The organism is Pseudoxanthomonas sp. LjRoot125 (assembly GCF_964252705.1).
GTDB lineage: Bacteria > Pseudomonadota > Gammaproteobacteria > Xanthomonadales > Xanthomonadaceae > Pseudoxanthomonas_A.
Genome location: NZ_CAXUOY020000001.1, coordinates 1,277,255 through 1,301,980, shown reverse-complemented (window position 1 = coordinate 1,301,980; position 24,726 = coordinate 1,277,255). Strand labels below are relative to the sequence as shown.

At 67.9% G+C, this 24,726-nt stretch carries 30 protein-coding genes; 24 read left to right on the top strand and 6 right to left on the bottom strand.

Annotated elements, in window-relative coordinates:
- Positions 1–66: 66 nt before the first annotated feature.
- From ACSION_RS05950 to ACSION_RS05930, 5 genes are read left to right on the top strand one after another with little or no spacing between them, the layout of a single operon-like run.
- Positions 67–1,083, top strand: a complete 1,017-nt coding sequence (locus tag ACSION_RS05950) for an aminoglycoside phosphotransferase family protein (protein ID WP_435305258.1) — start codon at positions 67–69, stop codon at positions 1,081–1,083.
- Positions 1,080–1,784: an N-acetylmuramate alpha-1-phosphate uridylyltransferase MurU gene (gene murU, locus ACSION_RS05945; protein WP_435305257.1), complete on the top strand. Its 705-nt coding sequence runs from the start codon at positions 1,080–1,082 to the stop codon at positions 1,782–1,784. The genes ACSION_RS05950 and murU overlap by 4 nt, the downstream gene beginning before the upstream one ends.
- A 48-nt stretch (positions 1,785–1,832) precedes the next feature.
- Positions 1,833–2,393 carry an RNA polymerase sigma factor gene (locus ACSION_RS05940; RefSeq protein ID WP_435305256.1) on the top strand — a complete coding sequence of 187 codons (561 nt, stop codon included), beginning with the start codon at positions 1,833–1,835 and terminating at the stop codon, positions 2,391–2,393.
- Entirely contained in the window at positions 2,383–2,769 is a 387-nt protein-coding gene (locus ACSION_RS05935) for a hypothetical protein (protein WP_435305255.1), read from the top strand. Before ACSION_RS05940 ends, ACSION_RS05935 begins: the two co-directional genes overlap by 11 nt.
- A complete protein-coding gene (locus tag ACSION_RS05930) occupies positions 2,732–3,655 on the top strand; it encodes a PDZ domain-containing protein (protein WP_435305254.1) in 924 nt (307 codons plus the stop codon). The genes ACSION_RS05935 and ACSION_RS05930 overlap by 38 nt, the downstream gene beginning before the upstream one ends.
- Before the next feature lies 1 nt (position 3,656).
- Here the strand turns inward: ACSION_RS05930 and hda are convergent, their stop codons facing one another.
- Genes hda through ACSION_RS05915 form a run of 3 tightly spaced genes read right to left on the bottom strand, consistent with a single transcriptional unit; the run spans position 3,657 to position 6,646 of the window.
- On the bottom strand, positions 3,657–4,391 hold the full coding sequence (gene hda, locus ACSION_RS05925) for a DnaA regulatory inactivator Hda (RefSeq protein ID WP_435305253.1): 735 nt from the start codon (positions 4,389–4,391) through the stop codon (positions 3,657–3,659).
- Positions 4,388–5,551: an AI-2E family transporter gene (locus tag ACSION_RS05920; RefSeq protein ID WP_435305252.1), complete on the bottom strand. Its 1,164-nt coding sequence runs from the start codon at positions 5,549–5,551 to the stop codon at positions 4,388–4,390. Before ACSION_RS05920 ends, hda begins: the two co-directional genes overlap by 4 nt.
- 12 nt (positions 5,552–5,563) lie before the next feature.
- Positions 5,564–6,646, bottom strand: coding sequence for a DUF2066 domain-containing protein (locus ACSION_RS05915; protein ID WP_435305251.1), 1,083 nt, complete (start codon positions 6,644–6,646; stop codon positions 5,564–5,566).
- Between the two features lie 170 nt (positions 6,647–6,816).
- Here ACSION_RS05915 and purM point away from each other — a divergent pair, with 170 nt between their 5' ends.
- From purM to ACSION_RS05890, 5 genes are read left to right on the top strand one after another with little or no spacing between them, the layout of a single operon-like run.
- Complete coding sequence (purM, locus tag ACSION_RS05910; RefSeq protein WP_435306666.1) at positions 6,817–7,833, top strand: phosphoribosylformylglycinamidine cyclo-ligase; 1,017 nt, start codon at positions 6,817–6,819, stop codon at positions 7,831–7,833.
- An 8-nt stretch (positions 7,834–7,841) separates the two neighbouring features.
- On the top strand, positions 7,842–8,462 hold the full coding sequence (locus ACSION_RS05905; RefSeq protein ID WP_435305250.1) for a DUF2238 domain-containing protein: 621 nt from the start codon (positions 7,842–7,844) through the stop codon (positions 8,460–8,462).
- Positions 8,459–9,112, top strand: coding sequence for a phosphoribosylglycinamide formyltransferase (purN, locus tag ACSION_RS05900; RefSeq protein WP_435305249.1), 654 nt, complete (start codon positions 8,459–8,461; stop codon positions 9,110–9,112). The genes ACSION_RS05905 and purN overlap by 4 nt, the downstream gene beginning before the upstream one ends.
- Positions 9,113–9,127: 15 nt before the next feature.
- Positions 9,128–9,844: a DUF3108 domain-containing protein gene (locus ACSION_RS05895; protein ID WP_435305248.1), complete on the top strand. Its 717-nt coding sequence runs from the start codon at positions 9,128–9,130 to the stop codon at positions 9,842–9,844.
- Between the two features lie 2 nt (positions 9,845–9,846).
- Positions 9,847–10,536, top strand: a complete 690-nt coding sequence (locus ACSION_RS05890; RefSeq protein ID WP_435305247.1) for a DUF3108 domain-containing protein — start codon at positions 9,847–9,849, stop codon at positions 10,534–10,536.
- 53 nt (positions 10,537–10,589) lie between these two features.
- Here the strand turns inward: ACSION_RS05890 and ACSION_RS05885 are convergent, their stop codons facing one another.
- Genes ACSION_RS05885 through ACSION_RS05875 form a run of 3 tightly spaced genes read right to left on the bottom strand, consistent with a single transcriptional unit; the run spans position 10,590 to position 12,493 of the window.
- Positions 10,590–10,931, bottom strand: a complete 342-nt coding sequence (locus ACSION_RS05885; RefSeq protein WP_435305246.1) for an EF-hand domain-containing protein — start codon at positions 10,929–10,931, stop codon at positions 10,590–10,592.
- Complete coding sequence (gene murA / locus ACSION_RS05880) at positions 10,928–12,199, bottom strand: UDP-N-acetylglucosamine 1-carboxyvinyltransferase (protein ID WP_435305245.1); 1,272 nt, start codon at positions 12,197–12,199, stop codon at positions 10,928–10,930. The genes ACSION_RS05885 and murA overlap by 4 nt, the downstream gene beginning before the upstream one ends.
- A 54-nt stretch (positions 12,200–12,253) precedes the next feature.
- Positions 12,254–12,493, bottom strand: a complete 240-nt coding sequence (locus tag ACSION_RS05875) for a BolA family protein (RefSeq protein WP_093490269.1) — start codon at positions 12,491–12,493, stop codon at positions 12,254–12,256.
- Between the two features lie 53 nt (positions 12,494–12,546).
- Here ACSION_RS05875 and ACSION_RS05870 point away from each other — a divergent pair, with 53 nt between their 5' ends.
- The 14 genes from ACSION_RS05870 to ACSION_RS05805 all read left to right on the top strand — a co-directional run bounded on the left by ACSION_RS05870 (position 12,547) and on the right by ACSION_RS05805 (position 24,724).
- Complete coding sequence (locus tag ACSION_RS05870; RefSeq protein ID WP_435305244.1) at positions 12,547–13,551, top strand: KpsF/GutQ family sugar-phosphate isomerase; 1,005 nt, start codon at positions 12,547–12,549, stop codon at positions 13,549–13,551.
- Positions 13,552–13,611: 60 nt separating this feature from the next.
- Positions 13,612–14,157, top strand: a complete 546-nt coding sequence (locus ACSION_RS05865; protein WP_435305243.1) for a KdsC family phosphatase — start codon at positions 13,612–13,614, stop codon at positions 14,155–14,157.
- A complete protein-coding gene (lptC, locus tag ACSION_RS05860) occupies positions 14,154–14,717 on the top strand; it encodes an LPS export ABC transporter periplasmic protein LptC (RefSeq protein WP_435305242.1) in 564 nt (187 codons plus the stop codon). Before ACSION_RS05865 ends, lptC begins: the two co-directional genes overlap by 4 nt.
- The gene (gene lptA / locus ACSION_RS05855) at positions 14,695–15,204 is read left to right on the top strand and encodes a lipopolysaccharide transport periplasmic protein LptA (RefSeq protein WP_435305241.1); all 510 of its coding nucleotides are present in this window, start codon (positions 14,695–14,697) and stop codon (positions 15,202–15,204) included. Before lptC ends, lptA begins: the two co-directional genes overlap by 23 nt.
- A complete protein-coding gene (gene lptB, locus ACSION_RS05850; RefSeq protein WP_093490264.1) occupies positions 15,204–15,923 on the top strand; it encodes an LPS export ABC transporter ATP-binding protein in 720 nt (239 codons plus the stop codon). The genes lptA and lptB overlap by 1 nt, the downstream gene beginning before the upstream one ends.
- A gap of 45 nt (positions 15,924–15,968) precedes the next feature.
- Positions 15,969–17,408 carry an RNA polymerase factor sigma-54 gene (locus ACSION_RS05845; RefSeq protein ID WP_435305240.1) on the top strand — a complete coding sequence of 480 codons (1,440 nt, stop codon included), beginning with the start codon at positions 15,969–15,971 and terminating at the stop codon, positions 17,406–17,408.
- 263 nt (positions 17,409–17,671) lie between these two features.
- Positions 17,672–17,992 (top strand): ribosome hibernation-promoting factor, HPF/YfiA family, encoded by a 321-nt coding sequence (gene hpf / locus ACSION_RS05840; protein ID WP_093490262.1) that lies wholly within the window; start codon positions 17,672–17,674, stop codon positions 17,990–17,992.
- A gap of 159 nt (positions 17,993–18,151) precedes the next feature.
- On the top strand, positions 18,152–19,102 hold the full coding sequence (gene hprK, locus ACSION_RS05835) for an HPr(Ser) kinase/phosphatase (RefSeq protein WP_056878463.1): 951 nt from the start codon (positions 18,152–18,154) through the stop codon (positions 19,100–19,102).
- Positions 19,099–20,025, top strand: a complete 927-nt coding sequence (gene rapZ / locus ACSION_RS05830; protein ID WP_435305239.1) for an RNase adapter RapZ — start codon at positions 19,099–19,101, stop codon at positions 20,023–20,025. The genes hprK and rapZ overlap by 4 nt, the downstream gene beginning before the upstream one ends.
- A 134-nt stretch (positions 20,026–20,159) precedes the next feature.
- On the top strand, positions 20,160–20,552 hold the full coding sequence (locus ACSION_RS05825; protein WP_093490260.1) for a PTS sugar transporter subunit IIA: 393 nt from the start codon (positions 20,160–20,162) through the stop codon (positions 20,550–20,552).
- Positions 20,545–20,814 (top strand): HPr family phosphocarrier protein, encoded by a 270-nt coding sequence (locus ACSION_RS05820; protein WP_093490259.1) that lies wholly within the window; start codon positions 20,545–20,547, stop codon positions 20,812–20,814. The genes ACSION_RS05825 and ACSION_RS05820 overlap by 8 nt, the downstream gene beginning before the upstream one ends.
- 1 nt (position 20,815) lies before the next feature.
- Positions 20,816–22,537, top strand: a complete 1,722-nt coding sequence (ptsP, locus tag ACSION_RS05815; RefSeq protein ID WP_435305238.1) for a phosphoenolpyruvate--protein phosphotransferase — start codon at positions 20,816–20,818, stop codon at positions 22,535–22,537.
- A gap of 204 nt (positions 22,538–22,741) precedes the next feature.
- A complete protein-coding gene (mgtE, locus tag ACSION_RS05810; RefSeq protein ID WP_093490257.1) occupies positions 22,742–24,103 on the top strand; it encodes a magnesium transporter in 1,362 nt (453 codons plus the stop codon).
- Positions 24,104–24,112: 9 nt separating this feature from the next.
- Positions 24,113–24,724, top strand: a complete 612-nt coding sequence (locus ACSION_RS05805; protein ID WP_435305237.1) for a DUF1294 domain-containing protein — start codon at positions 24,113–24,115, stop codon at positions 24,722–24,724.
- Positions 24,725–24,726 lie beyond the last annotated feature (2 nt).

The window sequence follows — 24,726 nt, the reverse complement described above, 5'->3', positions numbered from 1 at the left end:
CTCGCAAGTCGGTAGGGCGCCAGTTTACCCTGTAGCCCTTTATCGCCTGTGCCCGACCGCAACCGCATGAACCCTACGATTCAGGACCCTTCCGGGCGCGGCGCCCAGCGCTTGGACTGGGCGCGCGGAGCGCTCGGCGACCCTTACGCGCAGCTCGAGCGCGCATCGATGGATGCCGGCTTCCGCAGCTACTGGCGCAGCCTTGGCGATGGCCCCGGGCGCATCGTCATGGATTCGCCTCCCGGCCTGGAGGACGTGCGCCCCTGGTTGGCCATGCGCGAGCTGCTGGCGAGTGGCGGCGTACGTGTGCCCGAGGTGCTGGCCATCGACATCGAGCACGGTTTCCTTCTGCTCGAAGATCTGGGTGGTCCGACGCTCGCGCACGTGATCAGCGACGACAACGCCGACACCTGGTTCGATGCCGCGCTTGAGCAGCTGCTTCGCCTGCAGGCGATCACCCCGCCGGACGGCATGGGCGAGTTCGGCGAAGCGCTGTTGCAGCGCGACGCGGGCCTGTTCGACGAATGGTTCCTGCGTCGCCATCTGGGGCTGACGTTGGATTGCGGCGAAGCCGAGGGGCTGGAACTGGCGCAACGGCGCTTGATGGACAATGCGCTGATGCAGGCGCGCGTGCTGACCCATCGCGACTTCATGCCGCGCAACCTGATGCCGGTGGCACCCGGACCTGCGGTGCTGGATTTCCAGGACTGCGTGCGCGGACCGGTCGCGTACGACGCGATGAGCCTGTTCAAGGACGCGTTCCTGAGCTGGCCGCTGGAACGCGTGGATGGATGGTTGGCCCGTTACCACGCGCGCGCCACGCGTGCGGGCCTGCCGGTGCCGGAACTGAAAGTGTTCTTGCGCGACGCGGACTGGATGGGCATCCAGCGGCACCTGAAGATCCTCGGCATCTTCTCTCGCCTGCACTACCGCGACGGCAAGACCCGGTACCTGCCCGACGTGCCGCGTTTCATCCGTTATCTCGACGAGGTGCTCCCGCGATATCCAGAGCTGGCGGGCCTGCGCACATTGCTCGATGGACGCATCAAGCCCGTCCTTCATGCCCGCGGTGAGATCGCATGAAGGCGCTGGTCTTCGCGGCGGGGCTCGGCGAACGCATGCGGCCATTGACCGACCATACGCCCAAGCCGCTGATCGAAGCGGGCGGCAAGCCGCTGATCGAATGGCACCTGGAAAAGCTGAGCGCCCTGGGGGTGCAAGACGTGGTGGTCAACACCAGCTGGCTGGCCGAACGCTTCCCCGAGGCGCTCGGCGATGGCACGCGCTGGGGCCTGCGTCTCCACTACCTCTACGAAGGCGACACGCCATTGGAAACCGGCGGTGGCATGCTCAATGCGCGCCCGCTGCTGGGCGAAGCGCCGTTCCTGCTCGTCAACGGCGACATCTGGACCGATTTCGACTTCGCTCGATTGCCGCCTGAGCCGGCCGGGCTGGCGCACCTGGCGCTGGTGGATCCGCCCGCCTTCGCCCCGCGCGGGGATTTCGCACTGGATGCGGCGGGCACGCTGCATCGCGAGGGCGAACACCGGCTGACCTATGCGGGCCTGGGCATCTACCGTCCGGCCTTGCTCGACGGCTGGCAAACGCATGCGGCAGACCAGGTTCGCGATACCGCCGTCGGGAAGCCTCGGTTCCCGCTCCTGCCGTTGCTGCATGCCGGCATGGCGGATGGACGCATCACGGGAGAGCGCCTGTCAGGGCGCTGGACCGATGTCGGCACGCCCGAGCGATGGGCGGACCTGAACCGGGAACTCGCACCTTAGCGTCCACGGGTGCGACGGAAAGCGTCCATCGCACGTACTGTGGATCGTATGGATGCCCGTGTTCCCGACCACGCCCCCGCCACGGAAGCGCAGTTGCTCCGGCAGGCACGCCGTGGCGACCAGGCGGCGTTCGAATCGCTGTACCACGACCATGCGCGCGCAGTGCACGCGCTGGCGCTGCGGCTGACGGGCAACGCTGCGGAATCGGAAGACATCGTGCAGGAGACCTTCCTGCGGATGTTCGGCTTCCTGTCGGGCCTGCGCGAAAACACGCCGCTGCGGCCGTGGCTGAAACGCGTGGCAGCCAATCTGGCCATCGACCGATTGCGCCGACAACATCCTGCCGGCAAGGAGGCCGACCTCGCCGCCTTGGTGGACGAGACGCAGCTTTCGCCCGCCGACGCCGTCGACGCGGATGCGCTGTTGCGACGGTTGCCACCGCTCGCCCGTACTGTCTTATGGCTGCACGAAATGGAAGGCTGGTCGCACGAATACCTTGCTCGCCGCTTCGGACGCACGCCCAGCTGGTCCAAGTCGCTGCTGTCGCGTTCGCTCGCGCGCATGCGCCATGAACTCGAATCCGATGGAGATGCTTCCGATGACCGCTGAATCGATTCAGGCGCGCTTGGCCGCACTCCCGGAGCCTGAACTGCCTCCCGCCTTGTGGCCACGCATCCATCTTGCGCGCGTGCGCCAGCGCGAACGGCGCAGGCGCGTCGTCGCGGGCGGCATGGCCGTGCTTGCCCTGGTCGCACTGCCTTTCGTCTACACGCGCGTCGCCACCCCTCCGGCCTCGTCGCCCGATGTGTTCGCAGCGACGCCGCGCGCCCCCCTGCATGAAGAGCCACTGCGCGCTGTCGACCGCGAGCTCCAGCACGCCTACGAGCGCGGCGCCAGCGAGCAGGAACTGCAATGGCTTTGGCAGCGACGCCAGGCGCTTGCGCGCCATGGCGCCGCTGCGCTTCCCCAACCCGTCGAAATCTGAGGCCTTCGCCATGAATACTCCCCGCATTTCCACGCGCGCCGTGTTGGCCGCGGCCCTGGTCGTTGGGGCGGTTGCGAGCAGCCACGCGCAATCGACCCGCGAGCTGGATGCCGCCCTGCTGCAGATGTCGGAGCGCGGCGACCTCAAGGACACTGGCGGGCCCCAGGTGATCCAGAAACCGGCGCAGGTCCGATACGAACTCGGCGCGGTGATCGATGTGCGTACGGCACAGCGATCCGGATTGCCGGTGATGGCATTGACGCCCGACGGGCCCGCCGCGCGTCTCGGACTGAAGGTGGGCGACCGGCTGGTCGCGCTGAACGGCGTGCGGCTGGATGGTGCTTCGCCGCCGGCGCCGCTGCTCGATCAGGCGATGCAACGAGGCGAAGGACGCGTGACCGCCGAAGTGCTGCGCGGCAGCACACCCACCAAGCTCAGCGGCACCGCGGGCGTGGTGGCCGTACCGGCTTACCGCATCGAGATCGGCGCGGATGCGAAGGGCACGTGCGGATTCGTGAGTGCGCGGGCGGGGGCCGTCCCCAAGAGCCGCGATGTGTTTCGTGCCGACATCACCACCGTCGATGGGCGCAGTACGCCGCTGGAGCCGGTCAACCGCCACCGTCTTGCAGTCGGTCGGCACGTGCTGGTCGTGCGCGAGCTGATCGACACGAATCGCCTGAGTTCTGCGCAGTTGGTGCAGATAGACAGGATGAAGCGCTTCGCCTTGGCGAAGGCTTACAAGCCGCTGGTGGTCGACGTCAAACCGAACACGAGCTACCGCATCGGCGCACGCCTGCTGCGCGACAAGCTCGACACCCAGAGCTTGCGCGACAACGCGTACTGGGAACCCGTGGTGTGGGAGGAAGTCGCGGAGCGGTGCCCCTGACTCAGGCAGTCGGCGGCCTTGCGCTGCCCAGGGTCTGCCGCAGGAACGGTACGGTGATGCGGCGTTGGGCGGCGAGCGAGGCCCGGTCGAGCGTGTCCAGCAACGCGACCAGCGCACCCAGGTCGCGCTGGGTATGGGTCAGCAGCCAGTCCAGCGCAGCATCGTCCAGCACCAGGCCGCGCCGGTGCGCGCGTTCGCGCAGGACGTCGCGACGCCCTTCATCGTCGAGCGGATCCAGCATGACGCGCATGCACTGCTGCAGGCGCGAGCGCAGATCCGGCAGACCGAGGCCGAGTTCGTCCGGAATGCCTCGCGCCGTGTAAAGGACGCTTTGCGCCTGCGCGCGTGCACGATTGTGGAAATCGAACAGCGCGACTTCATCCTCGCGGTTGCCCGCGATGGCTTCGAGGCCATCGAGCGCGATCACGTCGTAGCCGTCGAGGGCGTCCAGCGCATCGCGCGCCCGCCCGGCTGCCGCCATCATCGGCAAGTAGGCCGCACGGCGCCCCTGCTGTTCGGTGGCAGCGCATAACGCCAGTGCCAGGTGGGTTTTCCCGCTGCGCGGAGCGCCCGCGATGTAGGTCCACGTCGCGTCGGTCTGCGCAGCCAGCGCCTGCAGGCTGGGGAGCGCGCCGTCCGGCGGCCGGACGAACGTTTCGAATCGTTGGTCAGCGGGGTAGCGCAGTGCCAGGGGCAACTGCGGCCCCACGTTAGCACCGCCCGGGGTATTGCTCACGGCTCTTCGGTGCCCCGCTCGGATGCCTGTTCCAGGCTGCCCTTGTCGATGTAGGAGTCCAGCAGGATGGCCGGCCGGTCACCCGCGTAGAGGCGGCTCTGGGTGTAGCGCTCGTGGGCGAACCGCAGCAACACGTTCGCGATCGCCGCGATCGGCAACGCCAGCAGCATGCCCAGGAATCCGAACAATTGACCTCCCGCCATGATGGCGAAGATCACCGCCACCGGATGCAGGCCGATGCGATCACCGACGATGCGCGGCGTGAGCACGTAGCCCTCCAGCATCTGGCCGACGACGAACACGCCCATCACCATCGCCACCAGCGACCAGTCGCCACCGGATTGCACCAGGGCGGCAATCACGCCCAGCACGATGCCACTCGCGGTGCCCAGGTACGGCACGAAGCTGATCAAGCCGGCGATGATGCCGACCAGCAGGCCGACCTTCAGGCCCACCACCGAGAGGCCGATCGCATAGATCGCGCCGAGCGCCAGCATCACCAGGAACTGGCCGCGCAGGAACGCGCCGAGGACTTCGTTCGATTCCAGCGCCAGCCGATTGACCGTCGCAATGTGGTCGCGCGGCACCAGTGCGGCGATGCGCTCCACCAGCAGGTCCCAGTCGCGCAGGAAGTAGAACGTCAGGATCGGCAGCAGCACCAGGTTGGCGATCCATGCCATCACCGCGAAACCGGAGCGGGAGAAATAACCGAACAGCGTCGCCGCGACGCCGCCGGCCTGCTGCCAGTGGCCACGCACCCATTCGGTCAGTCGGTCCGGGTCCAGCCAGGCGACCAGTTCCAGGCCCGTTCTGCGCTCGATCCACGGCAGCGCCGTCTGCACGAACCAGTCGCGATAGGCGGGCAGCGATTCGATCACCGTCACGACCTGCCGCTCGATCATCGGCACCAGGATCACCAGCGCGAGCACCAGCAACAGCAGCATCAGCGTGAACACCAGCACCACGGCGGTGGTCCGCGATCGCCCGGTGCGCTGCAGGCGATCGACCCACGGATCGCCCAGCCAGCCCAACAGCGCAGCGCAGACGAACGGGGTCAGCACTGGCGCCAGCAGCCAGATCAGCCAGCCGACGATCAGGGAGATGAACAGCCATTGCCAACGGCGGGCCAGCGTTCCTACCGGCGTGGAAGAAAGGTCCATGCGATCCCCTGGTCAGCGCATCTGGAAGGCCGGCGGCTCACCTTCGCCCCCGGTGAACGGTGCCTGGTCGCCCATCGTGCGGCGGAAGCCGGCCAAGCCGGAGACCAGTTCGAGATCCAGCTCCAGCGTGTCGCCGCTGGCCCGCACCGGCGTGATGCGGCGGACGACGGCCATCTTCTGCAGGTGGCCGGTCAGGCGCAGGTAGTCGTCGGTGCTGCGAACACCCGAGAACAGGACACGATACGTGCCCGCCGGACCGGCGGTACCACGCTTGCCGTAACGCTTGACCAGCGCATCGGCCGTGCCATCGGCACCGGATGACATGGCGCGCCGTGCGTCGGCGTCGGTCACGGACCACTTCGCCAGCACTTTGCCGGCATCGACAAACACCCAGTCGGCGGTCCAGCCGCTCTTGTCGCGATACAGCTTGCCGATCAACTGCATGGGCGGGCTGTAGCGCGAGGACGCGCGCGCCACGGCGGCGGTGTCCTGGCGCCAGATCGCGCCGACCAGCGCCTGCTCTGCGGCGCCGCCGCCCGGCAGGCCCAGGCTGTAACCACGCTCCACCGCACGATTGAGCAGCGGGCGCGCGGCGTTGGATTGCGGCAGGCCGACCAGGCGTGGACCACTGCCATCGTTGATGGCCAGCCAGACCACCGGCTTCGGCCGCGGTTGTGGCCAAATCGGCAGGCCGAGCGCGCCGGCGAGGCCATTCACCTGGTCTTCGTCGAAGCGCACGACCAGCGTGGTGCGGAACGTGGGGGCGCCGGAGGCCGACGTGCCCTGGTCCTGCCGGTAGTCGTAACCCTCCACATAGTCCTTGGCGTTGCGCAATTCGGCACCCACGCCAGGGCGCGACATGACGCCGCGGTCGCCCGACAGCTTGCCGAGCACGCTGCCCAGCGCGCGCGCGAAGCCGCCCTGACGCTCGGCCTCGCCCTGGCCGTTCACCGGCACTTCCGCTTGGTACAGGCCGCGCGCCGACACGGCGTCGCCCTCCGTGCGCAGGCCTGATTGGGCCTGCACCTGGGGCGTCGTGGTCAAAGCCGCCAGCAACACGGCGGCGGCGAGGGCGAAACCAGAAATCCGGCGCATCGAGCGTCCTTGAGCTCTTCTGACCCCTCGAATTGTTGCCCGAATGGCATGCCCTCGCCAACGCCGGCCGTTCAGGCCAGCCGATTCCGGTGGCGATTCCTTTAAAATCACGCCTCTTGCCCCGCCGAAGACCGCCCGTGACCCAGCCGACGACGCCCGCCCCCACCCCGATGACCTATCGCGACGCGGGTGTCGACATCGACGCCGGCAACGAGCTGGTCGAGCGCATCAAGCCACTGGTCAAGCGCAGCTTCCGCCCCGAGGTGATGGGTGGCCTGGGTGGCTTTGGTGCGCTGTTCGACTTGTCGGGCAAGTATCGCGAACCGGTGCTGGTCTCCGGCACCGACGGCGTGGGCACCAAGCTCAAGCTCGCGCAGCAGCTGGGCCGCCACGACACGATCGGCATCGACCTGGTCGCCATGTGCGTCAACGACGTCCTCGTGCAGGGCGCCGAACCGCTGTTCTTCCTCGACTACTTCGCCACCGGCAAGCTCGACGTCGACACCACGGTGGCCGTGGTCGGTGGCATCGCGCGCGGCTGCGAACTCTCCGGCTGCGCATTGATCGGCGGCGAGACGGCGGAAATGCCGGACATGTATGGCCCGGGCGAATACGACCTCGCCGGCTTCTGCGTGGCCGCGGTGGAGAAATCGCGCCTGCTCGATGGCGCCAAGGTGCGTGCCGGCGACGTGTTGATCGGCATCGCCTCCAGCGGTCCGCATTCCAATGGTTATTCGCTGGTCCGCCGCATCTACGATCGCGCCGGCCGCCCGTCCGACATCGACGTCGGCGGCGTGAAGCTCGCCGATGCGCTGATGGCACCGACCACGCTCTACGTGAAGCCGATCCTGGAACTGCTGCAAGCGCACGACATGCACGGCATGGCGCACATCACCGGTGGCGGCCTGACCGAGAACATCATCCGCGTCGTTCCGGAGGGCCTGGGCCTGGAGATCGACGCCAGCGCATGGGCGCTGCCGCCGGTGTTCGACTGGCTGCAGCGCGAAGGCGCCGTCGAGAACAGCGAGATGTGGCGCACCTTCAACTGCGGCATCGGCTTCGTGCTCGTCGTGGCGCCGGACCAGGTGCCGGCCGTGCAGGCCGACCTGGCGCGCCTGCAACTGGCGCACTGGCAGATCGGCCAGGTGGTGCCCGCCCAGGGCGGCGAGCGCGTCCGCATCGGTTGAGCCGCGCGATGCCGCGCGCCAAGGGGATCGCCTTCGGCCTGACGCTGGTCGTGTTCGCGGCCAGTTGGATCGCGCCGCGCTGGCCCGTCGAACAGGCCATGCACAGCAGCCTCACGGTGCTCGGCCTGGGTTGGCTGTGGTGGCATGACCGTCGCTGGCCATTGCGGCCGGTGCACTTCGCGCTCATCTGCGGCTTCATCGTGGCGCACTGCATCGGCGCACGCTGGCTGTACTCGTACGTGCCTTACGACGCGTGGCTGCAATCCGCGATCGGTTGGTCGCCTGCAGAGGCATTCGGCTGGCAACGCAACCACTTCGACCGCTTCATCCACCTGATGTACGGCGTGTGCTTCGCACCGGCGGTTTGGCACTGGCTTCGCCAACGCTGGCCGGCACTGACGATGGGGCAGGCCTTCGGTATCGCGGTGATGCTCGTCATGTGCAGCAGCCTGGTCTACGAATGGCTGGAATGGGGCATCGCGCTGACGATGTCGCCGGACGCCGCCGAGTCCTACAACGGCCAGCAGGGCGATGTCTGGGATGCCCACGCCGACATGCTGCTGGCCACGCTCGGCGCCCTCGCGACCTGGCCGCTGGCGCGCACCGAGCGCAGGCAGGCCGCGCCATGACGGCCCGCATCGCGGTGCTGGCGTCCGGCAGGGGCAGCAACCTGCAGGCGATCCTTCGGGCCATCGAAACGGGCACGCTGGAAGCCGAGATCGTGGGCGTGTTCTCGGACCGTCCGGCTGCGCCCGCCCTGCAGTTGGTACCCGCTGTGGTCCGCTGGAGCGCCAAGCCCTCCGGCTTCCCCGATCGATCGGCCTACGAAACCGCGCTGGCCGACGCGGTCGCCGCCTGCCGCCCGGACTGGGTCGTCTGCGCCGGCTACATGCGCATCCTCGGTGAAGGCTTCATCGCGCGCTTCCGCGGCAGGTTGCTGAATATCCACCCGTCGCTGCTGCCCAAATATCGCGGCCTGCACACCCACGCCCGCACATTGGAAGCCGGCGACGCCGAGCACGGAGCCAGCGTGCACTTCGTGGTGCCTGAACTCGATGCGGGGGCCGTCATTGGCCAGGTTCGGATCCCCATCACGGCCGGCGATACCCCGGAAACCCTGGCGGCGCGCCTGCTGCCGCGGGAGCACGCCCTGCTGGTGGCCGCCCTGCGGCTGGCGGCAGCGGGCGAGTTAGCTGAACAGGGGGATACGGCGTTCCGTCATGGTCAGCCGCTATTAAATCCCCTGTCTCTAGATTCAGCCGACCGTTTCAATCCCTAAGCTTCGCCCCCCCGAATGCTCTCCCACCTCCGCCTCCCCCTCCTTGGCCTGCTCCTGGCCGGACTGGCAGCGCCCGCGCAGGCGCTGGAGCCGTTCGTGGCCAGCTACCAGGCTTACAACGAAGGCAAGCTGGCAGGCAGCGCGAGCATGAAGGTCGCCCCGCGCGGCGGGGAGCAGTGGCAGATCGACCTCAACGTGAAAGGCACTCGCGGCTTCGCCCGCCTCGCGGGCTTGAACATCGAACAGAGCACTGTCTTCGACGTGGAGGGTGATTTGTTCCGCCCCCGCAGCCAGGCGACCGTGCGCCACGCCCTGCTGATGGGCAAGAAGATGGTCGGCACCTACGACTGGGCGAACCACACGGCGCAGTGGCAGGGCGACATCAAAAAGAACCGCAGGGCTCCGCTTTCCCTGCAGACCGGCGACCTGAGTGCGCTGCTGATGAACCTGGCGGTCATCCGCGACGCGGCACCGGGCCGCCAGCTCAACTACCGCGTGGTCGACAACGGCCGCATACGCGAATACGCGTACGCGGTGTCCGCCGAGCCGGAGACGGTCCAGGTGGACGATCTGAGCTACAGTGCCCTGCGCGTCAGCCGCACCAACGGCGGCAATGACGAAACCATTTTCTGGGTCGCCGACGGCGTCCCCACTCCCGTGCGCATCCTGCAGCGGGAAGACGGTCAGGACGGCATCGATCTGCGCCTGGTCGAATACCAAGGAGTGCCCTGAGCATGACCAAGAACGCCTTCCGCACCTCGCGCCTGTTGCTCGCCGCCACGCTGTTCGGCGCGGCCACTGCGCCGGCGCTCGCCGTCGAGGCCTTCACCGCGAACTACAACGCAAGCGCCCTCGGCATGAGCGGCGAGGGCCAGATGGTCGTCGCGCCGCAGCCAGGCAATCGCTGGCAGTACACGTTGACCGTGCGCAACCAGGCGGTCGACCTCAGCCAGAAGACGGTGTTCGACGAGCAGGACGGCCGCATGCGTCCGTTAAACAGCAGCGACAGCTCACGGCTGCTGATCAAGAAGAAGAACGTCAACACCGTGTACGACTGGTCGAAAGCACAGGCCACGTGGACCGGCGACATCAAGCCCGATCGTGCCGGCCCGGTGAAACTGCAGGCGGGCGACATGGACGCCCTGCTGGTCAACCTGGCCATCGTGCGCGACGTCGCCGCTGGCAAGCCGCTCACCTACCGCATGGTCGAGAACGGGCGCGCCAAGGCGATGACCTACCAGGTCGCCGGCAAGGAGCGCATCACCGTCGGCGGCAAGCCGCAGGATGCCACCAAGGTCGTGCGCACCGACGGCGACAAGCAGACCATCGTGTGGGTAGTGGCCGACGCGCCCGTGCCCGCGCGCATCCTGCAGCGCGAGAACGGCCAGGACACCATCGACCTGACGCTGAAGTCCTGGCGTTGAGTCGTCGCCTTCCCGCCCGTCAGAAAAAAAGCCCGGCGTTGCCGGGCTTTTTTTTATTCCTTGGCCGGCGGTGCATCGGCCTGGAACACAGTCTTGCAATCCATCCGTATCGTGCCCGCCCCGCCGCGCCACGCGAACGTATTGCAGTGCCGCTGGCCGTCCTGCTTCTGCTCCACCACGACGGTGAAGATCGCCTGAGCGATCTCGCCCTGCGTCACCGTGCCGTCGCCGTTCCAGTCCATGTCCTGCGTCGTGATGCCATGGGTCGCCGCAGAACCCGTGTAGTGCAACCACGCGACCAGCGCCAGGAGCGCGACGACGATGCCGAGCAGGATCTTGCGCCGCAGCGGGAACCGCGGGCGGATGCCCGACAGTTTCGGATCAGCTCTGGTCACGACACGCGCCTGATCGTCGCGCCCAGCCCACCGAGCTTCTCTTCGATGTTTTCGTAGCCGCGATCCAGGTGGTAGATGCGGTCGATGGTGGTTTCGCCGTCAGCCACCAGGCCTGCCAGGATCAGCGATGCCGACGCGCGCAGGTCGGTCGCCATCACCGGCGCGCCACCCAACCGCTCGACGCCACGCACGATGGCCGTATGGCCTTCGACGCGGATGTCGGCACCCAGGCGCAGCAGTTCGTTGACGTGCATGAAGCGGTTTTCGAAGATCGTCTCGTTGATCACGCCCACGCCGTCCGCCACGCAATTGAGCGCCATGAATTGCGCCTGCATGTCGGTGGGGAATGCGGGATACGGCGCCGTGGTCAGGCTGACGGCCTTCGGACGCTTGCCCTGCATGTCGAGGGTGATGCTGTCGGCGGTGGTCTCGATCTTCGCGCCGGCTTCGGTCAGCTTGTCGAGCACGGCTTCCAGCGTATCGGGGCGCGCATTGCGCACGACCACTTTGCCACCCGTCATCGCGCCGGCAACTAGGAAGGTACCGGTCTCGATACGGTCCGGCACCACCGAATGGCGGCCGCCGCCCAGGCGTTCGACGCCATGGATCACGATGCGCGAGGTGCCCGCGCCCTCGATCTTCGCGCCCAGCGCATTGAGGCATTCGGCCAGGTCGGTGACTTCCGGCTCCATCGCGGCGTTTTCCAGCACGGTGGTGCCTTCGGCCAGCGTGGCGGCCGCCATGACGTTCTCGGTGCCGGTCACGGTGACCATGTCGAACACGAAACGGGCGCCCTTCAGGCGTGCGGCACGGGCCTTGATGTAGCCGTTCTCGACGGTGATCTCGGCACCCAGCGCCTGCAGGCCCTTGATGTGCTGGTCGACCGGACGCGAACCGATCGCGCAACCGCCCGGCAGCGACACCACCGCCGCGCCATGACGCGCGACCAGGGGGCCCAGCACGAGAATGGAAGCGCGCATGGTCTTCACCAGCTCGTACGGCGCCACGAAGCGGCTGACGGTGGTCGGATCGACAGTGATGCCGCGTCCTTTCGCCAGCGTGCCTTCGTCGATGGTGATGCCGGCGCCCAGCTCACCCAGCAGTTTCACCGTGGTCACCACGTCGTGCAGGTGCGGCACGTTGGTGATCTCCACCGGCGCGTCCGCCAGCAGGGTCGCGCACAGGATGGGGAGCACGGCGTTCTTGGCGCCGGAGATGGTGACTTCGCCGTTGAGCGTGTTGCCACCGGTGACGATGATCTTCTGCATGGACGTCCGGAAGGAAGGGTCGGAGAGGGAAAGTGGGGACGGAAGCGCGGGGCGTCAGTGCGCCGCGGCCGCTTCTTCGGGTGTCAGCGTGCGCAGCTGCAGGGCATGGATCTCGCCGCCCATGCGTTCGCCCAGGGTGGCGTACACCATGCGGTGGCGGGCCAGCGGCAGCTTGCCACGGAAGGCCTCGGCCACGACGGTGGCTTCGAAATGGACGCCATCGTCGCCCTGGACGTCGGCCTGGGCACCCGGCAAGCCGGATTCGATGAGTTTACGGATGGTTTCAGCGTCCAACGGGCTTTCCTAATAAAATACCCGGCCATTCTAACCGTCGGCGCCCCGTCCGCATGTCCCAGCCGAACGCCCTTTCCGGGTCCGTCCCGCCTGCCAGCCTGGCCGCCAGCGGACGCCGGGTCATCGAGATCGAGGCACGCGCACTGGATGCCCTCGCCGCCCGCATCGACGGTTCGTTCTCGACGGCCTGCGAGGCCATCCTCGCGGGGCAGGGTCGCGTGGTCTGCACCGGGATGGGCAAATCCGGCCACGTGGCGCGCAAGATCGCCGCCACGCTCGCGTCCACGGGCACCCCCGCCTTCTACGTCCATCCGGGCGAGGCGGGCCACGGCGACCTGGGCATGATCACCGACGCCGATGTGGTGCTGGCCTTGTCGTATTCCGGCGAATCGGACGAAGTGCTGATGCTGCTGCCGGTACTCAAGCGCCAGGGCAATACCGTCATCGCCATGACCGGTCGCCCGCAATCCACGCTGGCGCGAGAAAGCGACATCCACCTCGATGTCAGCGTGCCGGCCGAAGCGTGCCCGCTGGATCTTGCCCCCACCAGCAGCACCACTGCCTCGCTGGCGATGGGCGATGCGCTGGCCGTGGCCCTGCTCGACGCCCGCGGCTTCACCGCCGACGACTTCGCCCGTTCCCATCCGGCCGGCAGCCTCGGTCGCCGCCTGCTGCTGCACATCACCGATGTCATGCATGCCGGCGACGACGTGCCTCGCGTGGATATCACCGCCACCCTCAGCGAGGCGCTGGTGGAGATGAGCCGCAAGCGCCTGGGCATGACCGCCGTGGTCGATGCCGAGGGGCACCTGGCAGGGCTCTTCACCGACGGCGACCTGCGCCGCACGCTCGACAACCCGGCCCTAGACCTGCGCAACGCGCGCATCGCCGACGTGATGACACGCCAGCCCAAGACGATCGGTGCGGACCAGCTTGCCGTGGAAGCGGCGCGCCTGATGGAGACCCACCAGATCAGCGGCCTGCTGGTGGTGGACGATGAACAGCGCCCGGTCGGCGCCCTCAACATTCACGACTTGTTGCGCGCCCGCGTGGTGTAACCGGGTGTCGTCAATGACCACCGGCTTGCCGTCCCCCCCTCCCCACCCCATCCTGTCCCCATGCCCCTGCGCCATCTCCACGACCTGACCGACGATGTGCTGGCCCGCGCCGCGCGCATCCGCCTGGCGTGCTTCGACGTCGACGGGACGCTGACCGATGGCCGCATCTTCCTGGACGGCGAGGGCCGTGAGCAGAAGGCGTTCCACGTGCAGGACGGCCAGGGCCTGGTGCTGCTGAAGCGGGCCGGTATCGAGGTCGCCTTCATCACCGCCCGCGGCGGCACCGTGGCCGTGGCCCGCGGCCGCGAGCTTGGCGTGCAGGTTTTCACCGGTACGAAGGACAAGCTGGCGAAGGTGCGCGAGCTTTGCGCGACGCTGGCGATCGGGCTGGACGAGGTGGCCTTCATGGGCGACGACCTGCCGGACGTGCCTCCCTTCGATGCCGTAGGCCTGGCCATCGCACCCGCCGACGCGCACCCATGGACCGCCCGCCGCGCGCACTGGCAGACCCGCCGCGCCGCCGGCCAGGGCGCGGCCCGCGAGGCCTGCGACCTACTGCTGGGCGCACAGGGCCACGCACCGGTGTTCGAAGGGGGCATGGCATGAGCTGGCGCGCCATCCTCGGCTTGGTCCTGCTGGTCGCCGCCATCGTCAGCGGCTGGTCGGCCTGGAAGAATCGCGACATCCCGCCGCCGAACCGCGTGCTGGCCGACCGCTCCGACTACGTCATGCGCGACTTCGAGATGATCGCGCTCAACGGCGAGGGCAAGGAGGCCGTGGCCGTGCGCGCGCCGCTGATGACCCGTGATCCCCGTGACGAGACCTACACCATCACCACCCCGCTGTTCCTGCTGCCGGAAGAAGAGGGGCGCTCGTGGGAACTGCGCTCGAAGACCGGCTGGCTGAGCGCCAAGGGTGAGGAGCTGCGCCTGCGCGGCGACGTGCACGGGACCTCGCCGGCCGGCAGCACGCGGAAAGCGGATTTCCGCACCGCATCGCTGAACGTATTCCCCGACCGTGACCTCGCCCAGACCGATGACGAGGTGACGGTCACCCAGCCCGGCTCTAGACTGACCGGGCGTGGTTTCGAGACCAATCTCAAGACCAAGGCCTACGAATTCAAATCCCAGGTGAAATCCATCTATGAACCGCGTTCTGCTCGCTAGCGCCGCACTGCTGCTCCTGCTGCCTGCCGCAGGTGCGGTGGCCAAGTCCACGGACCGCAACCAAGCCATGTCGATCGATGCCGGCGGCCAGTCCGGCAACCTGGAAGGCGACGGCAAGACGGTGCTGTCGGGTGGCGTCGTGGTCACCCAGGGCTCGCTGGAGATCCGCTCGAGCGCGGCCGAGATCTACATGGCCGGCGGCGAGATCTCGCGCTCGGTATTCACCGGCAAGCAGGTGAAGATGAAGCAGCAGATGGACAACGGCAGCTGGATGGACGCCCAGGCAGACCGTGTCGAATACGACATGAAGACCGAAACCATCACCTTCATCGGGAACTACACCGTCAAGTCGGACCGCGGATCCAACAGCGGCCAGCGCATGGTCTACAACACCAAGACCGGCAACATGCAGGCCGGCGGCGACGGTTCGCGCATCAAGACGGTGATCCAGCCGAAGTCCGCCGCACCCGCCCAGGGCAAGAACTGATGTTGATCGCGAAGGGACTGCGCAAGCGCTACAAGCAACGCGAGGTCGTCGCCGACTTCGGCCTGACCCTGCAGCCCGGCGAAGTCGTGGGCGTGCTCGGCCCGAACGGCGCCGGCAAGACCACCTGCTTCTACATGATCGTGGGCCTGGTCGCTGCCGATGCCGGCACCATCGAACTCGACGGCAAGGACATCACCGCCGAGCCGATGTACCGCCGCGCCAAGCTCGGCGTGGGCTACCTGCCGCAGGAGCCGTCGGTGTTCCGCAAGCTGTCGGTGAGCGACAACATCCGGCTGGTGCTGGAACTGCGCGAGGACCTGGATGCGGCCGGCATCGACCGCGAACTGGCTTCGCTGCTGGACGAACTGCAGATCACCCACGTGGCCGACCAGTTGGGCGCCAGCCTCTCCGGTGGCGAACGCCGGCGCGTCGAGATCGCGCGCGCCCTGGCCGCCCGCCCGCGCCTGATGTTGCTCGATGAACCCTTCGCAGGCGTCGATCCCATCTCGGTCGGCGAGATCCAGCGCATCGTGAAACACCTCAAGGATCGTGGCATCGGCGTCCTCATCACCGACCACAACGTGCGCGAAACCTTGGGAATCTGCGACCGGGCGTATATCCTCAATGCCGGTAGCGTTCTGGCGCAGGGGGCCCCGGACGCATTGCTGGCCAATCCGGACGTACGCCGGGTCTATCTGGGCGAGACCTTCCGCCTGTGATCCCCGTCGGCGGCCCTTGGCCGCCACGGGTTTCCAAGGTCGGGAATGAAGCCACGCCTTCAGACATCGCTGGGACAGCATCTGGTCATGACGCCGCAGTTGCGTCAGGCCATCCGGCTGCTGCAGATGTCGACCACGGAACTCGAAGTCGAACTGACCGAGGCCGTCGAAACCAATCCCCTCCTCGACTGGGTGGAATCCGACCAGGAACCCACTGCGTCCGGCGGCAATGAAAACGACGCCCCGCCCGCCGAACGCACGCGCAACGAGGACGGCGATGGCGAGGGCAGCGAAGCCCCCGACGACTGGTCGCCGGACGACGGCCCCTGGACCTCGTCTGGCGGCGGCTCCTTCGACGACGACGAGAACGGCAGCCCGGCCGAACGCGTGGTCGAGGCCGACACCTTGCACGGCCACCTGTTGTGGCAGCTCCACCTCTCCCACCTGTCCCCCCGCGACCGTACGATCGGTGCCGCACTGATCGACGCGCTGGAAGACGATGGCTACCTGCGCGAACCGCTCGCCGGCATCGCCGAAGCGTTGCGTCCCGAGATCGAGGCGGCCGAGGAGGACATCCTGGTCGTGCTGCACCAGGTACAGCGCTTCGATCCCGTCGGCGTGGCGGCGCGTTCGCTCGGCGAATGCCTGCAACTGCAGCTGTCGGTCCTCAGCGATGACACGCCCGGCAAGGCACTGGCGATGAGGATCGCCGAGACCGCGCTGGAGCGTCTGCCCCGCAGCGGCGTGGCCGGCATCGCACAGGAAATGAAGCGCCCCGTCACCGAGGTCGAGGAGGCGGTGCAACTGCTGCGCACGCTCGACCCCAAACCGGGCGCCCAGGTCGGCGACCTGTCGCATGACACGTACGTCGTGCCCGACTGCGTGGTCTGGCGCCAACGCGGCGTATGGCGCACGGCGCTGGCCGGCAGCGCACTGCCGCGCATCACCATCCACCGCGGCTACGAGCAGATGATCCGCCAGTGCGGCGACAGCGATGCCGGTTATCTCAAGACGCAGCTCCAGGAAGCGCGCTGGTTGCTCAAGAGCGTCGAGGCGCGCGGCGAGACGCTGCTCAAGGTGATGCGCTGCCTGCTGCACCAGCAGGCGGGATTTCTGGAATTCGGCGAGCAGGCCTTGCGCCCGCTCACCCTGCGCGATGTCGCCGACGAGGTCGGCCTGCACGAATCGACGGTATCGCGCGCCATCGCACGCAAATACGTGCGCACGCCGCGCGGTACCCTGCCCATGCGCGCCTTCTTCGCCTCGGGCATCGATACCGAGGGCGGCGGCGAAGCCTCGAGTACCGCCATCCAAGCGATGATCCGGCGACTGGTGGATGCGGAGAACCCGCGCAAACCGCTCTCCGACGCCAAGCTGGCGGACCTGCTCAAGGCGTCCGGCATCCCGGTGGCGCGCCGCACCGTGGCCAAGTACCGCGAAGCACTGAACATCCTGTCTTCACACGAACGCGTGCGCATCGCCTGAATCGCGGACCGGCGCAAGCCGTTTTCGTGACCGCGTGCCCGTCGTTCGAAACACTTTTCTAACACCTCGCCACATGCTCGAAAAAAAGAGCACGCAGGCGGTTGATAGTTGCCGCCAACGGGTCCATCTTGTCCCTGAAGGCACCGCTTTCCATCGACCCCAGAAGGAGGATTTGCAGGAACCCCAGACACTGCTGCGTTGTCATTCCCCATGACACGCGTTCCGCGCAACCGCGCGGCTCTATAGACCCGAAGGAGGCACACATGCGTATCGAGACTTACGGCCATGAAATCGAAGTCACTCCCGCCCTGCGCGAATATGTCGAGACCAAGCTGAAGCGGCTGGAACGCCACTTCGATCAACCCTTCGAAGTCCGTACGCAACTGGGGACCCGCAAGCCCGATTACCTGGCCGAAGCCACGATCAACGTCGCTGGCCGCACCCTGCACGCTGATGCCGGCGCGCAAACCATGTACGCCGCCATCGATGTCCTGGCCGACAAGCTCGATCGCCTGCTGGTGAAGCACAAGGAAAAACGTTCCGACGTCCAGCGCGTCGGCGTACGTGGCGAACTGATCGGCTGAGCCGTCGCGCGGCGATCGCCGCGCCCTGTCCCCGGGCCGCTCCGCGACGGAGCGGCCCCTTGCGGTCGCGAAGCACGCACCGGCCCTTTACACTGGCCCGGCCGATTCCACCGTCCGCATGCGAACCGGCGCCCTCTTCCTGCCGGCCGCTTCCGCATGATGAATACCAGCATCACCGCCCGCGAACTGTTCGACCACCAGAAGGACAAGCTGGTCCTGCGCTGGCTGGCGGGCCAGAAAGGCGAGAAGCGCGTGCTGGAAGCCGGCGATACCCTCTCGCGGCGTCCCTCGCTGGCCGGCTATCTCAATGCCGTGTATCCGAACAAGGTGCAGATCCTCGGCACGGAAGAGCTGACCTGGCTCGACTCGCTGGATTCTCGCCAGCGCTGGGAAACCATCGAGAAGATCGTGCAGGCCAAGCCGCTGGCCCTGGTCATCAGCAAGAACCAGTCCTGCCCCGAGGACCTGCGCGAAGCCGCCAACGAGAACGATACGCCGCTGTGGGTCTCGCCCAAGCGCGGCCATGAATTGCTCAACCACATCTCCTACCACCTCGCGCGCACGCTGGCGCCGCGGGTGACGCTGCATGGCGTCTTCATGGAGATCTATTCGATCGGCGTGCTGATCACCGGCGAAGCCGGATCCGGCAAGAGCGAACTCGCGCTGGAGCTGCTCAGCCGCGGCCACCGCCTGGTCGCCGACGATGCACCCGAGTTCACCCAGATCGCGCCGGACGTGCTGGACGGCACCTGCCCCGAGCTGCTGCAGGACCTGCTGGAAGTACGCGGCCTGGGCGTGCTCAACGTGCGCGAGATGTTCGGCGACACCGCCGTGAAGAAGAACAAGTACCTGCGCCTGATCGTCCACCTCACGCGCCCGATGACCGAGCCCAACCCGCACGGCTACGAGCGGCTGACCGGCGACTCCGGCACGCGCCACGTGCTGGACCTCGACGTGCCGCTGATCACCCTGCCGGTGATGCCTGGCCGCAACCTGGCCGTCCTCACTGAAGCGGCGACGCGCCTGCACATATTGCGCACAAAGGGCATCGACCCCGCCGCGATGTTCATCGCGCGCCACAGCAACCTGCTCGAGCGCAGCACCCCATGACGGACACCACCGCCCCGCAGGCCGATCCAGCGCACGACGAGCACGGCACGCCGGCCCCGCCCGCGCCGACCGTCGTCATCGTCAGCGGCCTGTCCGGTTCGGGGAAGTCGGTTGCGCTGAAGACCTTCGAGGACCTGGATTACTACTGCGTCGACAACCTGCCGGTGGACCTGCTGCCTTCGTTCGTGCGCAGCCTGATGCGCGAGGACGAACTTCCGCCGAAGATCGCCGTCGGCATCGACGTGCGCAGTCGCCAGAGCGACCTGTCCCGGCTGGCGCAGTGGCGCGCCGCGCTGGCGCAGCTGGGGCTGGAAGGCCGGTTGATCTTCTTCGACGCCAGCGACGAGGTCCTGCTGCGGCGATATTCCGACACCCGACGCCGGCATCCGCTGGGCCATGGCGGCCTGTCGCTGCAGGAAGCCATCCGGCAGGAGCGCGCCATCGTCGAGCCGTTGCGCGGCGAAGCCGATGTCATCATCGACACCAGCCAGCTCAACGTGCACCAGTTGCGGCGCCGGATCATCGCCGAGTTCGCCTTCAACAAGAGCGCGCAGCTGTCGCTGCTGTTCGAATCCTTCGCCTACAAGCGCGGCGTGCCGGCCGATGCCGACTTCGTGTTCGATGCCCGCGTGCTGCCCAACCCGCACTGGAACCCGGATCTGCGCCCCTATGCCGGCCGCGACCCGAAGGTGCGGGCGTTCCTGGACGCGCAACCGGAGGTCGCCGAGTACGTCGGCCAGGTGAGCGGCTTCCTGGACACCTGGCTGCCGCGCCTGCGCGGAGAAACCCGAAGTTACGTGACCATCGCTTTCGGCTGCACGGGCGGCAAGCACCGTTCGGTCTACCTGGCCGAGACGCTCGCCCGGCATGCCCGCGAGCAGGGCTGGGAAGAAGTCGCCACCTTCCACCGGGAACTGGACTGACGGGAACTGGACTGACGGAAGCAGGACTGACGAGAGCAGGGCTGACCGGAGACGGATTGACGCCCGAACCGGGCGCCGCACCGTTCCATCCGCGCCGCTTCCAGCGCGTCATGTCGGTCTGTTAACGTTCCTGCATGGCCTGTGGCATTCTTCTTGTGACTCATCCCGGCGTGGGTGCGGCGATCCTCGCCGTCGCCACGGCGCTGTTGCGGCAACTGCCCCTGAAGGCGGAGGCCTTCGAGGTGCCGTTCGATGCCGACCTGGAGGCGCTGCTCCCGCAGGCCTCCGCCGCGCTCCGGCGCGTGGACGGCGGCGACGGCGTGCTGGTGCTGACCGACCTGTACGGGGCCAGCCCCAGCAACCTGGCGGCCAAGCTGGCCCGTTTGGGGACGCCGGTCCGGCGCGTTTCGGCGCTGAGCCTGCCGATGCTGCTGCGGGTGATGAACTATTCGGAACAGGGACTGGACGAACTGCCGGCGACCGCTGCCGCCGGCGCACGCAATGGAGTCATTCACGACGATGCTTGAGCGCGAACTCACCATTTCAAACCGCCTGGGCCTGCACGCGCGCGCGACCGCCAAGCTCGTGCAGACGCTGTCCGGTTTCCGCTGCAACGCCACGCTGGCGGCCAAGGGCCGCGAGGTGAATGCCAAAAGCATCATGGGCGTCATGCTGCTGGCCGCCGGCCAGGGCACCCCGGTGACCGTCCGCATCGAGGGCGAGGACGAAGCCGCTGCGATGCAGGAAGTCGTCTCGCTGTTCGAGCGACGATTCGACGAGGACGCCTGAGTTGAGGGCGCTGCTGCCGGGCCACGGAGCGTCGCGCGGCAGCGCGCTGGGACGCGCCCGGGTCCGGCTGCCGCATGTCCTGGAGGTCGCCGAGCAGCGCATCCGCCAGGACCAGATCGACGATGAGCTGGCGCGGTTGCACGAAGCCGTCGACGCCACCCGTCGCGAGATGCACAGCCTGCGCGCACGCCTGCATGGTGCGTTGGCCAAAGAGGTCGGCGAGTTCCTCGACCTGCACGCGTTGCTGCTCGACGACCCCGAACTGCTGCACGGCCTGGATCAACTGATCCGCACCGGCCGTTACGCCGCCGATTACGCCCTGCGCCTGCAACGCGACCGCCTGGCCGCCGTGTTCGACGGCATGGACGACGCGTACCTCAAGAGCCGCATGGACGATCTCGACCATGTGATCGGCCGCATCCATGCGCACCTGCACCAGCGCGCGACCGATACGCCCGGCGTGGCCGGCGAGATCCTGGTCAGCGACAACGTGGCGCCGTCGGAATTGGCGGAGCTCCAGCAACAGGGCGTCGTCGCCGTGGTCACGGCCGCGGGCAGCGCGCTGTCGCACAGCGCCATCCTCGCGCGTAGCCTGCACCTGCCGCTGGTGGTGGGCAACGCGCAGGCCCTGCAGCGCATCAACGACGGCGACGTGCTGCTGGTGGATGGCAGTACCGGCGAAGTAGTGGTCAACCCCGACCCGGACGACCTGCGCCGCTACCGAGAACGGTTGCGCGACGCTGCACGCGAAGCACGCGAGCTCGGCCGCCTGCGCTCCAAGCCCAGCCGGACCCGCGACGGTGTCGACATCGCGCTGTGGGCCAATGCGGAATCGCTGGAAGACGTCGCCAAAGCGCATGCGCTGGGCGCCGCCGGCGTCGGCCTCTACCGCACCGAGTTCCTGTTCCTGCAACGCCGCGAACTGCCCAGCGAGGACGAGCAGTTCCAGGTCTACCGCGACCTCGCGCTGGGCATGAGCGGGCGGCCGGTGACGATCCGTACGCTCGACCTCGGCGCCGACAAGGCGGACCGCACCGGCCTAGTGGTGGGCGACGAGGACAATCCCGCACTCGGCCTGCGCGGCGTGCGGCTGTCGCTCGCGCATGCCGACGTGTTCGACACCCAGTTGCGCGCCATCCTGCGCGCCTCGGCCTACGGCCCGGTGCGCATCCTGGTGCCGATGGTCAGCGGCCGCGAGGAACTGCTGGAAGTGCGCCGGCGCTTGCGCCGCGTCGGCCTGCAGCTGCGCAAGCAGGGGCACGAGGTCGCCGAGCACGTCGAACTCGGCGCGATGATCGAAGTACCCGCGGCCGCGATCGCCTTCCACGGCTTCGTGGACGTGGTCGACTTCGTCTCGATCGGCACCAACGACCTCGTCCAGTACCTGCTCGCGGCCGATCGCAACAACGAAGCGCTCGGCGAACTGTATTCGCCGCTGCATCCGGGCGTGCTGCGCCTGCTCCGCCACGTCATCAGCATCGGCGCCGAGCACAAGGTGCCGGTGGCGATGTGTGGCGAGATCGCCGGCGATGCCACCCTCGCGCCGATGCTGCTGGCCCTGGGGCTGCGTGAGTTCAGCCTGCATCCGGCGACCTTGCTGGAACTGCGCAAGGCGATCCGCGAGAGCGACCTGTCGGACTTGCAGGCCCGCGCGGCGAAGCTGCTGCAGGCGCGCGACCGCGCCGGCATCGAGCGCTGGCTCAAAGCCGCTACCGCACCCTGATCCTTCCGTTGTGGGAGCGACGTCAGTCGCGATCGACCACCGCAGGTGCCTCATCGCGACTGACGTCGCTCCCACACCCCGCGCTTCGTTCCGGCCCTTCCTGCAGGGTGTCCATAAATCGCAGGCCGGGCGATAATGGCGGAATGAACGCTTGATGCCCCGGTCGCATCCGCCTGACGGATCGGCCCCATTCCGGAGTACCGAATGGTCGAGACCATCCGCCACGACAAGACCGCACGCCAGTTGCGCCTGCTCTCCGACGCGCTCGACAGCGGTCGGCTGGGTCCCGTGCGCCGGTTGGTCAACACCTTGTCGCCCGCGGAGATCGGCAACCTGCTGGAATCGCTGCCGCCGGGCAAGCGCGAAGTCGTCTGGGGCCTGGTCGATCCGGAAGACGACGGCGAGGTGCTGGTGCACGTCGGCGACGAGGTGCGCGAAAGCCTGCTGGCGGACATGGACACCGACGAGATCGTCGCCGCGGTCGAGGACCTCGACATCGACGACCTCGCGGACCTGGTCGAAGACCTCCCCGACACCGTCATCGACGAAGTCCTCAAGTCGATGGACCGCGAGAACCGCGAGCGCCTGGAACAGGTGCTGTCGTACGCGGAGGACACCGCCGGCCGCCTGATGAACCCGGACGTGGTCACCGTGCGCGCCGACGTCAACGTCGACGTAGTGCTGCGTTACCTGCGCCTGCGCGGCGAACTGCCGGACCACACCGACCACCTGTACGTGGTCAGCCGCCGCCACCAGTACCTCGGCCGCGTGCCGCTGGCCGCGCTGGTCACCCACGAGGACACCACGCCCATCAACCGGCTGATCGACGACGAGCAGCCGGCCATCGACGTGGGCGAGAGCGCGCAGGAAGTGGCGCGCCAGTTCTCCGACCATGACTGGGTGTCGGCGCCGGTCGTGGACGACAACAACATCCTGCTCGGCCGCATCACGATCGACGACGTGGTCGACATCATCCGCGAGCAGGCCGAGCACCAGGCGCTGGGCGCCGCCGGCCTGGACGAGGACGAGGACCTGTTCTCGCCGGTCAAGCGCGCCGTGCGCGGCCGCGTGGTGTGGCTTGGCATCAACCTGTTCACCGCGTTCATGGCCGCCAGCGTGATCGGCCAGTTCGAGATGACGCTGGAGAAGATCGTCGCGCTCGCCGTGCTGATGCCCATCGTCGCCGGCATCGGCGGCAACGCCGCCGTGCAGGTACTGACGCTGATGGTGCGCGGCCTGGCGCTGGGCCAGGTGGGCGCGAGCAACGCGCGCATCCTGCTGTGGAAGGAAATCCGCGTGGCGTTGATCAACGGCGTGCTGATCGGCAGCATCGTCGGCGTCATCGCCTTCGTCTGGTTCCGCAGCCCGCTGCTGTCGCTGGTGATCGCGATGGCACTCGTACTCAACTTCTGCGCCGCCGCTACCGCCGGCGTATTGCTTCCGCTGCTGCTCAAGCGGATGAACATCGACCCCGCCGTCGCCGGCACCGTCGTCGTCACCGCCGTGACCGACGTGATGGGCTTCTTCTGCTTCCTCGGCCTGGCGACGTTGATCCTGCTGCACTGAGGCCTGCGCATGGAGCGACTCGGCAAGGTCAGCGAATGGAACGACGACCGCGGCTTCGGCTTCATCGCCCCGCTCGATGGCGAGCCCGCGCGCGTGTTCTTCCACGTCCGCGACTACCGGCTCGACGGTCGTCGTCCCGAGGTCGGTGAGCGGGTGAAATTCACCGCGCAGCGCCAGCCCGACGGCAAGTGGCGCGCACAGGCGGTACGCCGGACGGTGCCCGTCGCGCGCCATGCCAAGCCCGCCGCACGCGCCGCCGCTGCGCCCCGCCCCGCTTCCCCTCTCGTCGGTGCGACGGCGGTGGTGCTGTACGCGCTCTTCATCGGCTGGGCGATCCGCGGCGGCAGGCTTCCGTTCGAAGCGGTGTTCGTGGCGCTCGGGATGTCGGCCATCACCTTCGTCGTCTACGCGCTGGACAAGCATGCGGCGCAGACGGGGCGGTGGCGCACGCCGGAGTCGACGCTGCACCTGCTCGAACTCGCCGGCGGCTGGCCAGGCGCATGGGTCGCGCAACAGTTGCTGCGGCACAAGTCGCGCAAGCCCGGTTACCGCGTCGTGTTCTGGCTCATGGTGCTGCTGCACGGCGCTGCCCTGGCCGCCTGGGTGTGGACGCGCGCGTGAAC